Below are 14464 nucleotides of genomic sequence, written 5' to 3' on the forward strand. Positions count from 1 at the left end.
CGACCTGGACGCGCCGCGCGCGCTGGCGGAGATCGACGGCTGGGCCGCCGCGGAGGGGAGCGACGCCGCCGCCCCGGCCCGGGTCGCGGCCCTCGCCGACGCCCTGCTCGGCGTCGCCCTCTGACCCGCCCGCCGACCGGCCCGCAGGATCGCCCGCCGGATCACCTCTGACACGCGGATCGGGTCACCCCCGCGGGGGTGACCCGATCCGGCCGTGGCCCGTTCGGGTCACCCGGGGTCGCGGCGGCGCAGATACCGCTCGAACTCGCGGGCGATCGCGTCGCCGCTCGCCTCGGGCAGCTCGGTGGCGTCCTTCTGCTCCTCCAGCGTGCGGACGTACTCGGCGACCTCGGAGTCCTCCTCGGCCAGCTCGTTGACGCCGTTCTCCCAGGCCCGCGCCTCCTCGGGCAGCTCGCCGAGCGGCACGGTCACGTCGAGGAGGTCCTCGACGCGGCGCAGCAGCGCGAGCGTGGCCTTCGGCGAGGGGGGCTGGGCCACGTAGTGGGGGACGGCCGCCCACAGCGACACCGTGTCGAGGTCGGCCTTGGCGCACGCGTCCTGCAGCACGCCGAGGATGCCGGTGGGCCCCTCGTAGCGGGCGGGCTCCAGGTGCAGGGTGTTGACCAGGCCCGCCTCGGAGGCGGCGCCCGTGACGGGCACCGGGCGGGTGTGGGGGGCGTCGGCGAGCAGCGCGCCGAGCAGCACGACGTTGCGCACGTCCAGTTCGAGCATCAGCCCGACCAGCTCGCGGCAGAACGACCGCCACCTCATGTTCGGCTCGATGCCGTGCACGAGGACGACGTCACGGCCGTTGGGGAGCCGCGCCCAGGACACGCGGGTCGTCGGCCAGGTGATGCCGCGGGTCTCCCCGTCGACCATCTCGACGATGGGGCGCGTCACCTGGAAGTCGTAGTAGTCGTCGGGGTCGAGTTCGGCGATGGGCACGGCCTCCCACGTCGACTCCAGGTGCTGGATGACCCCGCTGGCGGCCTCGCCGGCGTCGTTCCACCCCTCAAAGGCGGCCACGAGCACCGGATCGACGAGTTCCGGCACGCTCTCGAGCTCGACCACGCGCTGCCTCCTTCCGACGTCGGGTACAGCATCACCGCGGGGGATCGTCATTCCCGGGTCGGGGTCCCGGTCATGATCGGTGGCTGCCAGCCTACGTCCTGACAGTGACCTACCCCACCGTCCCACCGCCAGACCCCGCCCCCGTACGCCCGTGGGGGGATCGAGGGTCACGATCGGGTCACTTGCCGTCGGTGGTGCGGACGATCAGCACGTCGCACGGCGAGCGGTGCGACAGGCTCGCCGGGACGGAGCCGAGGATCCGCCCGGCCAGGCTGTTCAGCCCCCGGTTGCCGACGACGACGAGCCCGGCGGAGCGTTCCCGGGCCAGGCGGGGGATGACGTCGGCGGCGTCGCCCTGGACCGCGACCTGGTCGACGCGCCGCGCGCCCGCGGCGACCGCCCGCTCCCGCGCGGCGCGCAGGGCGTCGTCGGCGGGCGTCGACCCCTGCACCTTGTAGGCCAGGTCGCCGAGCTGATCGGCGGCGCTCGCCCGTTCGCGCTCGGGCATGGGGCTGTAGGCGGTGGCCAGCAGGAGGGCGTCGCCGGTCGCCGCGGCGAGCCGGGCGGCCCGGTCGACGGCGCGGAACGAGGAGTCCGAGCCGTCCGTGCCGACGAGGATGATGCCGTACGCGCTCATGCCGCTCCTTACCGGTTGGTAGCTTCCGGTGGAACGCTATCGCCGGGGTGACCCATCCGTCACCGTGTTCTTGCACAACCCGTCCAGTTGCGTGCGTCACCGCCGCGCCGGGGACGTGACACGGGTCGCACCGGCGCCCGCGCCGCCCTCGCGAGCGGGTGAACCGGGGCCCCACGGATATGGTGGGACACCATGAGCACTCCCACCGCGCAGTCCCTGCGCCAGGCCCTGAAGGAACGCGTCGTGGTGGCCGACGGGGGCATGGGAACGATGCTCCAGGACGCCGGTCCCACCCTCGACGACTTCGAGGGCCACGAGGGCTGCAACGAGATCCTCAACGTCACCAGGCCCGACATCGTCCGGTCGGTGCACGATGCCTACTTCGCCGCGGGCGTCGACTGCGTCGAGACCAACACCTTCGGCGCCAACCTCGGCAACCTCGGCGAGTACGGCATCACCGACCGGATCTTCGAGCTGGCCGAGGCGGGCGCCCGGATCGCCCGCGAGGCCGCCGACGCCGCCGCCACCCCCGACCGGCCCCGCTGGGTCATCGGATCGGTCGGCCCCGGCACCAAGCTGCCCACCCTCGGGCACGTGGCGTTCGCCGAGCTCCGCGACGCCTACCAGCGCAACGTCGAGGGCCTGCTGGCCGGCGGGGTCCAGGCGGTGCTGGTGGAGACCTGCCAGGACCTTCTGCAGGTCAAGGCCGCCGTGATCGGCGCCAAGCGGGCCATCGCCGCGGCGGGCGCCGACACCGTGCTCATCGGCCAGGTCACCATCGAGCAGAACGGCGCCATGCTGATGGGCTCGGAGATCGGCGCCGCGCTCACCGCGCTGGAGCCCCTCGGCCTGGACCTCATCGGCCTGAACTGCGCGACCGGCCCCGCCGAGATGAGCGAGCACCTGCGCTACCTGGCCCGGCACGCGCGGATCGGCCTGTCGTGCATGCCGAACGCCGGCCTGCCGGAGCTGACCTCCGACGGCGCCCGCTACCCGCTGACGCCGCGGGAGCTGGCCGACGCCCACGACTCCTTCACCCGCGACTTCGGGCTGTCGCTGGTCGGCGGCTGCTGCGGCACCACGCCCGAGCACCTGCGGCAGGTCGTCGACCGGGTCCGCGGCCGCGAGCTCGCCGACCGCCGCCCCCGCCCCGAGGCCGGCGCGTCCTCGCTCTACCAGCACGTCCCGTTCCGGCAGGACACCTCCTACCTGGCGATCGGCGAGCGCAACAACGCCAACGGCTCCAAGGCGTTCCGCGAGGCGATGCTCGAGGCCCGCTGGGACGACTGCGTCAAGATCGCCCGCGACCAGGCCCGCGACGGCGCCCACATGCTCGACCTGTGCGTCGACTACGTCGGCCGCGACGGCGTCGCCGACATGAAGGAGCTGGCGTTCCGGCTCGCGACGGCCGCGACCCTGCCGATCGTGCTCGACTCCACCGAGGTCCCGGTGCTCCAGGCCGGGCTGGAGATGCTCGGCGGCCGCGCGGTCGTCAACTCCGTCAGCTTCGAGGACGGCGACGGCGAGCACTCCAAGCTCGCGCGGCTGATGCCGATCGTCCGCGAGCACGGCGCCGGCGTCGTCGTCATGTGCATCGACGAGGAGGGCCAGGCCCGCACGGCCGAACGCAAGGTCGAGATCGCCTGCCGGATGATCGACGAGCTGACCGGCCGGTGGGGGATGCGCGTCGAGGACATCGTCGTCGACTGCCTCACCTTCACCATCGGCACCGGCCAGGAGGAGTCGCGCCGCGACGCCGTCGAGACCATCGAGGCCATCCGCGAGCTCAAGCGCCGCCAGCCGCACGTGCAGACCACCCTCGGCCTGTCCAACGTGTCGTTCGGCCTGAACCCGGCGGCGCGGATCGTGCTGAACTCGGTGTTCATGCACGAGTGCGTGGACGCCGGCCTCGACTCCGCCATCGTCCACGCCTCCAAGATCCTGCCGATGGCGCGGATCCCCGAGGAGGAGCGCAAGGTCGCCCTCGACCTGGTCTACGACCGCCGCTCCGCCGGCTACGACCCGCTGCACCGCTTCATGGAGCTGTTCGAGGGCGTCGACACCGCCGCGATGAAGGCCGACCGCGCCGCCGAGCTGCTCGCGCTGCCGCTGTGGGAGCGCCTCAAGCGCCGCATCGTCGACGGCGAGCTGAACGGCCTGAACGCCGACCTGGACGAGGCCCTCGGCCAGCGGCCCGCCCTGGAGATCGTCAACGACGTCCTGCTGGACGGCATGAAGACCGTCGGCGAGCTGTTCGGCTCCGGGCAGATGCAGCTGCCGTTCGTGCTGCAGTCCGCCGAGGTGATGAAGACCGCCGTCGCCTACCTCGAGCCTCACATGGAGAAGGCCGAGGACGGCGGCAAGGGGCGGATCGTGCTCGCCACCGTCAAGGGCGACGTGCACGACATCGGCAAGAACCTCGTCGACATCATCCTGTCCAACAACGGCTACGAGGTCGTGAACATCGGCATCAAGCAGCCGATGTCGGCGATCCTGGAGGCCGCCAAGAACGAGCGCGCCGACGTCATCGGCATGTCCGGCCTGCTGGTGAAGTCGACCGTCATCATGAAGGAGAACCTCGAGGAGCTGAACTCCCGGGGCCTCGCCGGCCGGTGGCCGGTGCTGCTCGGCGGCGCCGCGCTCACCCGCGCCTACGTCGAGCAGGACCTGGCCGGGCTGTTCGGCGGCGAGGTCCGCTACGCCCGCGACGCCTTCGAGGGCCTGCGGCTGATGGACGCGTTCATGGCCGTCAAGCGCGGCGAGAAGGGCGCCGAGCTCCCGCCGCTGCGCGAGCGGCGGGTGCGCCGCGGCGCGACCCTTCAGGTCACCGAGCCCGAGGACATGCCCGCCCGGTCCGACGTCGCGGTCGACAACACCGTCCCGGCGGCGCCGTTCACCGGCGACCGGATCGTCAAGGGCATCGCCCTGGCCGACTACGCGGCGTTCCTGGACGAGCGGGCCACGTTCATGGGCCAGTGGGGCCTCAAGCCCGCCCGCGGCGGCGACGGCCCGAGCTACGAGGAACTGGTGGAGACCGAGGGGCGGCCCCGGCTGCGGATGTGGCTGGACCGCGTCCAGACCGAGGGCCTCATCGAGGCCGCCGTCGTGTACGGCTACTACCCGGCCGTGTCCGAGGGCGACGACCTGGTGATCCTCAACGAGGACGGCTCGGACCGCGAGCGGTTCACCTTCCCGCGCCAGCGCCGCGACCGGCACCTGTGCCTGGCCGACTTCTTCCGGCCGCGCGAGTCCGGCGAGACCGACGTGGCCGCGTTCCAGCTCGTCACCGTCGGCTCCAGGATCGCCGAGGCGACGGGGGAGCTGTTCGCCAAGAACGCCTACCGCGACTACCTGGAGCTGCACGGCCTGTCGGTGCAGCTCACCGAGGCGCTCATGGAGTACTGGCACACCCGGATCCGCGCCGAGCTCGGGTTCGGCGCCGAGGACTCCGGCGACGTCGAGGACTTCTTCAAGCTCGGCTACCGCGGCGCCCGCTTCTCCTTCGGCTACGCCGCCTGCCCCGACCTGGAGGACCGCGCCAAGCTGGTGCGGCTGCTCAAGCCGGAGCGGGTCGGGGTGTCGCTGTCGGAGGAGCTGCAGCTCGTCCCCGAGCAGTCCGCGGACGCGCTGGTCGTCCACCACCCCGAGGCGAAGTACTTCAACACGTGACGGGCCCGCGCGACCCGGCCGCGCCCGCAGCACCCGAGAGGAACACCGAGGTGGGGAAGACCCCGCGCGGCCCGCAGGCCGTGCTGTTCGACATGGACGGCCTGCTGATCGACTCCGAGCGCGTCTGGCTCGAGGTCGAGACGGAGGTCATGGACTGGCTCGGCGGCGTGTGGACGCCCGAGCACCAGGAGCACCTGGTCGGCGGCTCGCTGCACACCGGCGTGGCGTACATGCTGGAGCTGACGGGGTCGGCCGCGCCGCCCGCCGAGGTCGCGCGGCGGATACTGGACGGGATGTTCGAGCGGCTCAGCGCGTGCGTGCCGCTCATGCCCGGAGCCAAGGAACTGCTCACCGCGCTGCGCGAGGCGGGGACGCCGGCGGCGCTGGTGTCCTCCAGCCACCGGCGGCTCATCGAGCCGGTGCTGGAGGCGATCGGCCGCGAGCACTTCGTCCTCAGCGTCGCCGGCGACGAGGTGACGCGCACCAAGCCCGACCCCGAGCCGTACCTCACGGCGGCGGCGCGGCTCGGCGCCGACCCGGCCCGGTGCGTGGTGCTGGAGGACTCCCCGAACGGGGTCGCGGCGGGGGAGGCCGCGGGCTGCGTCACGGTCGCGGTGCCGGGCCTGCTGCCCATCCCGCCGGGACCGGGACGCACCGTGGTGGGCTCGCTGCGCGAGGTGAGCCCGGAGTGGCTGTCGTCGCTGGTGGGATGAGGTGCGGGGCCGTTCGGCCGGCATCCGTTCGACGTCCAACCGTTGCGCGATGTTGATCTCGGCGTGCGCGTCGCTCCCGGCGCGCGCCGCGCCCGCGCGTTCCGTCCGGCCCCGGCGCGTTCCAGGACGGAGCCGTGCCGCCGCCCTGCCCCTGGCCCGCCGCGCCCGGCCTTCCCGGCACGGTACGCCGAGCGTGGTAGGGCACCGCTGATACCTGCGAGTCGTTCCCTAGGGGACGGGTCCCGCCGGAGGAGGAGGCGGAGCGGCCCGCAAACCGTCCGCCGGGAGGAGCGGCATCCGCCCCGGGACGTGTGACCATGGGGAGAGCAGCACCGCGCGGAGTGAGGGGCCGGCATGAGCGACGCAGCCATATTCGTGATCAGCCTTGGGGTGACCCTGGTCGGCCTGTTCGCCAGCTGGGGCGTCTACCGGCGCCGCGGCGCGGCGTCGGGCCTGCGCGGCGCCTCGCTGTCGCTCGTGCCGCTGGCGGCGGCCATGACGGGCGTCACCGAGTTCTTCGTCGACCTGGCGTTCAGCCCGGTCAAGTGGACCGGCGTCGCCGTGGCGGGGCTCGCGGCCCTGCTGTACGTGACCTCGGGCGCGATGCTGGCCCGGCGGTCGGGCACCCCCGAGGACGGCCGGGGCGCCGGGCGCGGCGGCGGCGAGCCGAAGGCGGCCAAGCGCGCGGCCAAGCCCAAGGGCGCGGTGGGCGGGGCGACCCCGTCGGGCGACCCGGAGCTGGCCGAGATCGAGCAGATCCTCCGCAACCGCGGCATCTCCTAGCCGGCGGATCACTCCGCCACGGGCCCGTACGGGCGCGCTCCGGCGTCGTCCGCGCGGGCCCGTGCCGCGACTTAGTGATCTTTGTCGTCACTCTGCGTGGTCATCGCGGGATTTCGGCCCGCCCCGCCGCGGGGCTCCGGTCAGGGGCCGATATCGCGGATCCGGATGCTCACGGTGAGTGCGCGAGGTGTGGAGCGCGCTCGTCGCGTTCCGGGCGCGGGCGTCGCGTGAGGCGACCGGGGCCCGCTCGCCCGCTCCGGAGATGTCCGATTGGCTCAGGTGGTCCTCGAGGGTGGTTATGGTGTGTCCTCGGGGGGCGGTCTCGGACCGCCGATTTCGCGCGTCCGGCGGCTGACCTGCGGACGATCGATCTCAGAACGGACTCGGTACGGTAAAGCTTGCCGGTCTCGGTGGCGTTCGAGTTGCCTCCCACGGCGCCGCCGAACGTACCATTCGGGCGATTTGTCCGTTATGGAGCGTGCGTACGTGTGCCCCAGATGACGACGAGATCACAAGTCAGATACGGGTACTGGCTAACGTCGCTTCACGGATGGACAGTCGAGCCCGAAGGACTACGTTTCCCTTCAGCAAACGCGGCGTAACGGGCACGGGGCAGCGGACGATCTTCGCTCCCCTCCAGCGTGTGCGCCGACGGCAGTGTGGCCCGAAGGGGTAGGAGGTACGGAGCGTGACCGCACCGATCGAGGTGACCGGATCGGAGTCCGAGGCACAGCCGGACGCCGTCCTCGCGGGCGTCGATCGCAAGGCGATCGAGGGGCGATCCCTCGGCCAGATCGCATGGCTTCGGCTCAGGCGCGACAAGGTCGCCATCACCGGCGGGATCGTCGTGCTGATCCTGATCGTGTTGTCGCTGCCGGGTGTCACCGGCCTGGTGACCGGCTGGTTCGGCAGCCCCCCGAACGAGTTCCACCAGAATCTGGTGGACGCGACCCTGGGCGGCCCGACCGAGCCCCTCGGCGGAATGAGCGCCGACCACATCTTCGGCATCGAGCCGATCAACGGGCGCGACCTGTTCAGCCGGGTGCTGTACGGGGCGCGGGTGTCGCTGCTGATCGGCGTCCTGGCCACCCTGGTGTCGGTGGTCATCGGCACCTTCATGGGCATCGTCGCCGGCTACTTCGGCGGCTGGGTCGACGCGCTGATCGCCCGCACGATGGACGTCTTCCTGGCCTTCCCGCTCGTGCTGTTCGCGATCTCGCTGGTGGGCGTGATCCCCAACAAGCTCCTCGGGCTGGAGGGCAACAATCTGCGGATGGGGATCCTGGTCTTCATCATCGGGTTCTTCAACTGGCCCTACATCGGCCGGATCATCCGCGGGCAGACGATCTCGCTGCGCGAGCGCGAGTTCGTGGACGCCGCGCGCAGCATGGGAGCGCGCAACTCCTACATCCTGTTCAAGGAGATCCTGCCCAACCTGGTCGCGCCGATCCTGGTGTACTCCACCCTGCTGATCCCGACCAACATCCTGTTCGAGGCCGCGCTGTCGTTCCTCGGTGTCGGCATCAACCCGCCCGACCCCTCGTGGGGCGGGATGCTGTCGCAGGCCACCGAGCTCTACTCGGTCGCCCCTCACTTCGTGATCGTTCCCGGGCTCGCGATCTTCGTCACCGTCCTGGCCTTCAACCTCTTCGGAGACGGCCTGCGCGACGCCCTGGACCCACGGGCCCGATGACCCCGGCGAACGTCCGGTTTTAGTGAAAGGGAAAAGATGAAATCTCCCAAGGTGGTGACCAGTGCGGCGGCGGGGCTCGTCGTCCTGGGCCTGGGACTGTCCGCCTGTGGCGGCGGCGACGACGATGGCGACAAGGCCGGCGGCAGCGGGAAGTTCGACGCCGGCACGACCGCGGTCGTGAACCCGTCCGACCACAAGGGCGGCGTGCTGAAGATGGCGCAGCCGGACGACTTCGAGTCGCTCGACCCGGCGAACATCTACTACGCCTACGGCCTGAACTTCGTACGCATCTTCTCCCGGAACCTGATGACCTACACGTCCAAGCCGGGCAAGGAGGGCGCCACGATGTCGCCCGACCTGGCCGAGGCGGCGGGTACGGCCACCGACGGCGGCAAGACCTGGACCTACAAGCTCAAGCGTGGCGTCAAGTACGAGGACGGCACGGAGATCAAGGCCAAGGACATCAAGTACGCGGTCGCGCGCACCTTCGACCGCGAGATCCTGCACAACGGCCCCTCCTACTTCCCGCAGCTGCTGGCCGCCGAGGGCTACAAGGGTCCGTTCAAGGACAAGAACCTTGACAACTTCAAGGGCATCGAGACCCCCGACGACTACACGCTGGTGTTCAAGCTGAAGGCCCCCTTCAGCGAGTTCGACCAGGTCGTCGGGTTCTCCGGGCAGACCGCGCCGGTGCCGGCCGACAAGGACAAGGGCGTGCGCTACGGCATGCACCCGGTGTCCAGCGGCCCGTACAAGCTCGAGGGCGACTACACGCCCAAGAAGGGCGGCACGTTCGTCCGCAACCCCAACTGGGACCCGGCCACCGACCCGAACCGCAAGCAGCTCCCCGACAAGATCGAGGTGCAGGCGGGCCTGAAGGCGGAGGAGATCGACAACCGCCTGATCGCGGGCACGGTGCAGATCGACCTTCCCGGTTCCGGTGTGCAGGCCGCGGCGCGGCAGCAGATCCTGACCAACCCGAAGCTCAAGGCGAACGCCGACAACCCGCTCGCCGGCTTCCACTGGTACGTCTCGATCAACACCAAGTCCATCCCGAACGTCGAGTGCCGCAAGGCGATCGTCTACGCGGCCGACCGCTCGGCGATGTACCGGGCCTACGGCGGCGAGGCGGGCGGCGAGGTCGCCACGTCGATCCAGCCCCCGAACGTCCAGGGCCGCGAGAAGGGCACCGACTTCTACACGAAGGCGGACCCGAACTTCACCGGTGACCCGGCGCAGGCCAAGGCCGCCCTCGCCAAGTGCGGGCAGCCGAACGGCTTCTCCACGATCATGATCTACCGCAACGACCGGCCGAAGGAGAAGGCGACCGCCGAGGGCCTCAAGCAGTCCCTCGACAAGGTCGGCATCAAGGTCGAGCTCAAGGGCTACCCGTCGGGCACCTACACCAACGAGCAGCTGGGCGCGCCGAAGTTCGTCGCCAAGGAGAAGGTCGGCCTCGGCACCTACGGCTGGGCGCCGGACTGGAACACCGGCTACGGCTACCTCCAGCCCCTCACCGACGTGAAGGCGATCGTGCCGACCGGCAACGCCAACACCGAGGAGCTGGACGACCCGGACGTCAACAAGAAGTGGAACGAGGTCGTCTCCGTCACCGACCCCGCGGGCCGCGCCAAGATCTACAACGAGATCGACGCCAAGACGCGTGAGCAGGCGGCGATTCTGCCGAACGTCTACGCCAAGTCGCTGCTGTTCCGCCCGACGAACCTGACGAACGTCTACTTCCACGCGGGCTTCGGCATGTACGACTACGCCAACCTCGGCGTCACGGGCTGACGCGGATCCGAGCTAGCTGAGAGAAGGCAGGTGAAGGCATAGGGCGGTCGCCGGGGGGATCCCCCGGCGGCCGCCTGGGCCGGACACTGTGGTCGCATTCATTGTTCGCCGCCTGCTGGGCGCGGTGGGGCTGCTCCTCATCATCAGCGCGGTGACCTACGCCATCTTCTTCCTTGTTCCGCGCGCCGCCGGGGTGACCAGCGACGACATCGCCGGGCGCTTCGCCGGCAAGCAGCCGGACGCGGCCACCCTCGCCGCGATCAAGGACAGGTTCGGGTTGGACGACCCGATCCCCGTGCAGTACGGGAAGTACATCAAGTCGATCGTCGCCGGCGACACCTACGACACCGGCACCGAGAAGATCGACTGCCCGGCGCCGTGCCTGGGGTACTCCTTCCGCACGAACCAGTCGGTCACCGACCAGATCGTCGACCGCGTCCCGGTCACGATGATGATCGCGCTCGGCGCGGCGGTGCTGTGGGTGCTGGCGGGCGTGTCGATCGGCGTGCTGTCGGCGCTCCGGCGGGGCACGCTCTTCGACCGGGTGGCGATGGGCGTCGCGCTGGCGGGCGTGTCGCTGCCGGTCTTCTTCACCGGCCTGCTGTCGCTGGCGTTCGTCGTCCACAGATGGAACCTGCTGCCCGAGGTGAACTACACGGGGCTGGGCGACAACCCGTTCAACCTGCTCCTGCCCTGGGTGTGCCTGGCGTTCCTGTACGCGGCGATGTACGCGCGGCTGACGCGGGCGGGCATGCTTGAGACGATGAACGAGGACTTCATCCGGACGGCCCGCGCCAAGGGGCTGCCGGAGAAGACCGTGGTGGTCAAGCACGGGCTCCGCGCCACGCTGACGCCGATCATGACGGTGTTCGGCCTGGACATCGGGCTTCTCCTCGGTGGTGCGATCATCACCGAGCGGACGTTCTCGATCCCGGGCCTCGGCCAGCTCGCGCTGGACGGGGTGAACCAGAGCGACCTTCCGGTCGTGCTGGGCGCGACTCTGACCGCCGCGCTGTTCATCGTCCTGGCCAACCTGGTCGTGGACATCCTGTACGGCGTCGTCGACCCGAGGGTGAGGCACAGCTGATGGCGCGCAAGCAACAGGCCGAGCTGATCAACGGTGGCTCGGGTGACTCGTCCGGCGGGCGCGGCGCGCCGACCTCGTTCCTCGAGGTGCGCGACCTGAAGATCCACTTCCCGACCGACGACGGCCTGGTGAAGTCGGTCGACGGGCTGAACTTCCAGCTGGAGCGGGGCCGCACGCTCGGGATCGTGGGCGAGTCGGGCTCGGGCAAGAGCGTGACGAGCCTCGGCATCCTGGGCCTGCACAACCGCCGCAACGCCAAGGTCTCCGGGGAGATCTGGCTGGACGGCACGGAACTGGTGGGCGCGTCCGCCGGGCGGGTCCGCAGGCTCCGCGGCCAGAAGATGGCGATGATCTTCCAGGACCCGCTGTCGTCGATGCACCCGTTCTACACGGTGGGCAGCCAGATCATCGAGGCGTACCGGGTGCACAACGACGTGTCCAAGCAGGTGGCGCGCAAGCACGCCATCGACATGCTGGGACGGGTCGGCATCCCGAAGCCGGACAAGCGGGTGGACGACTACCCGCACCAGTTCTCCGGCGGCATGCGGCAGCGCGCGATGATCGCGATGGCGCTGTCGTGCGACCCCGAGCTGCTGATCGCCGACGAGCCCACCACGGCGCTGGACGTGACGGTGCAGGCGCAGATCCTTGACCTGCTCCGGGACCTGCAGCAGGAGTTCAACTCCGCGATCATCATGATCACCCACGATCTCGGGGTGGTCGCCGAGCTGTCGGACGACATCCTGGTGATGTACGCGGGCCGGTGCGCCGAGTACGGCCCGGTGGACGACACGTTCCACCGGCCGCTGCACCCCTACACGTGGGGCCTGCTCGGGTCGATGCCGCGGCTGGACCGCGAGCGCAGCGAGCGGCTGATGCCGATCAAGGGGACCCCGCCGAGCCTGATCAACGTGCCGCGGGGCTGCGCGTTCAACCCGCGGTGCGCGTACGGTGACCTCAACGGGGACAAGAGCACGACCGAGCGGCCCGAGCTGCTCGAGCTCGAGCCGGGCCACAAGGCGGCCTGCCATCTTCCGCTGGAGAAGCGGCGGGAGATCTGGGACTCCGAGATCCGGCCGAAGCTGTGACGAGCACGGGTGGGAACGAGACTGTGAGCACTGATGAGACCACGCCGGCGGGCGCGCCGGTGACGGCGCCCGCTCCGGCGCCGGAGGCCCGCCGGGCCCGCGGCGGCGAGCCGCTGCTGCAGGTGGAGAACCTCGGCAAGCACTTCCCGGTGACGGCGGGGCTGCTGCGGCGGCAGGTCGCGGCGGTGAAGGCCGTCGACGGCGTGTCGTTCTCGGTCCGCAAGGGCGAGACCCTCGGCCTGGTGGGCGAGTCGGGCTGCGGCAAGTCCACCACCGGCCGGATGGTGATGCGGCTGCTGGACCCGAGCTTCGGGAAGATCACCTTCGAGGGTCAGGACATCACCACGATGTCCCAGGGGCGGCTGCGGCCGCTCCGCCGCGACCTTCAGATGATCTTCCAGGACCCGTACTCGTCGCTGAACCCCCGCAAGACGGTCGGCGCGCTCGTCGGGGCGCCGTTCCGGCTGCAGAAGGTGCAGACCGAGAACGGCGTGAAGAAGGCCGTCCAGGAGATCCTGGAGCTGGTCGGGCTGAACCCCGAGCACTACAACCGGTACCCGCACGAGTTCTCGGGCGGGCAGCGGCAGCGCATCGGCATCGCCCGGACGCTGGCGCTGAAGCCGAAGCTGATCGTGGCCGACGAGCCGGTCTCGGCGCTGGACGTGTCGGTGCAGGCGCAGGTGGTGAACCTGCTGGAGGACCTGCAGGACGAGCTCGACCTCACCTACGTGGTGATCGCGCACGACCTGTCGGTGGTCCGGCACATCTCCGACCGGGTCGCGGTCATGTACCTCGGGAAGATCGTCGAGGTGGCGGACCGCAACGACCTGTACGAGCGGCCGATGCACCCCTACACCAACGCGCTGCTGTCGGCGGTGCCGGTCCCCGACCCGAGCGATCGGGGCGACCGGCAGCGGATCCGGCTGCAGGGCGACGTGCCGAGCCCGCTGGACCCGCCGCCGGCCTGCCGGTTCCACACGCGCTGCTGGAAGGCGCAGGACATCTGCAAGCAGGTGGAGCCGCCGCTGGTGGAGCTGAGCCCCGGTCACGAGGCCGCGTGCCACTTCCCGGAGAACACCACGGTGAGCGCGACCGACGAGGTCGCCCGCGCCGCGGTGGCGCTGGCGCCGGGCACGACGGTCGTGGACGAGCCGCAGGCCGAGGTCTGACGGCCGCGCAGGCGAGCCCTTCGCGATGACCCGGTCCCCTAGGGGACCGGGTCATCGCCGTTTCCGGGCGATCCGTGGCTCGTTGCTGTTGGCCGGTTCTCGCGGGCCGGTGGTGCGAGGCGGCTGCTTCGTGGCGGAGTGGCCGGGGGTGGTCGGTCAGCGGTCGGTGGTCTGCGCGAGCGCCTCACCGAGGGGCGTGCGGTGGTAGAGGACGGCGCGTCCGGCGCGGGCGCGGCCGAGGAGCCCGGCGCGGCGCAGCACGGCCAGGTGGTCGCCGACGGCGCCGGGGGCGACGCCGAGGGAGCGGGCGAGCTGGGTGGTGCCGGCGGGCTCGTCCAGGGCGAGCAGGACGCGCGCCCGGGTGCGGCCGAGGAGACCGGCCAGGGCGCCGGGCGGGGCGGGCGGCGCGCTCTCCCACAGGGCGGAGATGCCGCGGGCGGGGTAGATCAGCCCGTACGGCCACGGGTCGTCGGTGTGGGCGGCGACGGCGGGCCACACGAACACCGACGGGATGAGCAGCAGCCCGCGCCCGCCGAGCCGAACGGTGACGCCGCTGCGGGTGCGCAGCAGCTCGACGCCGCCTGCACGCCAGCGGACGCGGGGGTGCAGGTCGCGCAGCGCCGCCTCCCAGCCGCCGCCGGTGAGCCGCCCGGCGCGGTGCAGCACGTCGCGCTCGCAGATGGCGCGCAGCCGCGGCCAGTCGGGGGCCAGCAGCGCCCGCCAGGCGGCCTCGAGCGCGCCGGCGAGGACGGCGGCGGCG

The 14464-nt window shown here is 71.3% G+C and carries 11 protein-coding genes; 8 read left to right on the top strand and 3 right to left on the bottom strand.

Annotated elements, in window-relative coordinates; translation table 11 throughout:
- Window positions 1-228 precede the first annotated feature (228 nt).
- A complete protein-coding gene (locus E1291_RS30820) occupies window positions 229-1071 on the bottom strand; it encodes a PAC2 family protein (protein ID WP_131741598.1) in 843 nt (280 codons plus the stop codon).
- Window positions 1072-1249: 178 nt separating this feature from the next.
- Window positions 1250-1708 (bottom strand): universal stress protein, encoded by a 459-nt coding sequence (locus tag E1291_RS30825; RefSeq protein ID WP_131741599.1) that lies wholly within the window; start codon window positions 1706-1708, stop codon window positions 1250-1252.
- 192 nt (window positions 1709-1900) lie between these two features.
- On the opposite strand from E1291_RS30825, the gene metH reads away from it, so the two are divergent.
- From metH to E1291_RS30865, 8 genes are all read left to right on the top strand, one after another.
- On the top strand, window positions 1901-5377 hold the full coding sequence (gene metH, locus E1291_RS30830; protein ID WP_131741600.1) for a methionine synthase: 3477 nt from the start codon (window positions 1901-1903) through the stop codon (window positions 5375-5377).
- 50 nt (window positions 5378-5427) lie between these two features.
- Window positions 5428-6090, top strand: coding sequence for an HAD family hydrolase (locus tag E1291_RS30835; protein ID WP_278045292.1), 663 nt, complete (start codon window positions 5428-5430; stop codon window positions 6088-6090).
- Between the two features lie 354 nt (window positions 6091-6444).
- Complete coding sequence (locus E1291_RS30840) at window positions 6445-6873, top strand: hypothetical protein (protein ID WP_131741601.1); 429 nt, start codon at window positions 6445-6447, stop codon at window positions 6871-6873.
- A gap of 688 nt (window positions 6874-7561) precedes the next feature.
- The gene (locus tag E1291_RS30845) at window positions 7562-8566 is read left to right on the top strand and encodes an ABC transporter permease (protein ID WP_131741602.1); all 1005 of its coding nucleotides are present in this window, start codon (window positions 7562-7564) and stop codon (window positions 8564-8566) included.
- Window positions 8567-8602: 36 nt separating this feature from the next.
- Window positions 8603-10360 (top strand): ABC transporter substrate-binding protein, encoded by a 1758-nt coding sequence (locus E1291_RS30850; protein ID WP_131741603.1) that lies wholly within the window; start codon window positions 8603-8605, stop codon window positions 10358-10360.
- Between the two features lie 88 nt (window positions 10361-10448).
- Complete coding sequence (locus E1291_RS30855) at window positions 10449-11447, top strand: ABC transporter permease (protein ID WP_165495364.1); 999 nt, start codon at window positions 10449-10451, stop codon at window positions 11445-11447.
- Window positions 11447-12535: an ABC transporter ATP-binding protein gene (locus tag E1291_RS30860; protein ID WP_131741604.1), complete on the top strand. Its 1089-nt coding sequence runs from the start codon at window positions 11447-11449 to the stop codon at window positions 12533-12535. The genes E1291_RS30855 and E1291_RS30860 overlap by 1 nt, the downstream gene beginning before the upstream one ends.
- A 23-nt stretch (window positions 12536-12558) precedes the next feature.
- The gene (locus E1291_RS30865) at window positions 12559-13704 is read left to right on the top strand and encodes an ABC transporter ATP-binding protein (protein ID WP_442316396.1); all 1146 of its coding nucleotides are present in this window, start codon (window positions 12559-12561) and stop codon (window positions 13702-13704) included.
- A 156-nt stretch (window positions 13705-13860) separates the two neighbouring features.
- On the opposite strand, the gene E1291_RS30870 is transcribed toward E1291_RS30865, so the two are convergent.
- Window positions 13861-14464 (bottom strand): DUF5937 family protein (locus E1291_RS30870; protein ID WP_131741605.1); only part of this gene is annotated, 604 nt, incomplete at its 5' end.

The organism is Actinomadura roseirufa, from assembly GCF_900659635.1.
Lineage (GTDB): Bacteria > Actinomycetota > Actinomycetes > Streptosporangiales > Streptosporangiaceae > Spirillospora > Spirillospora roseirufa.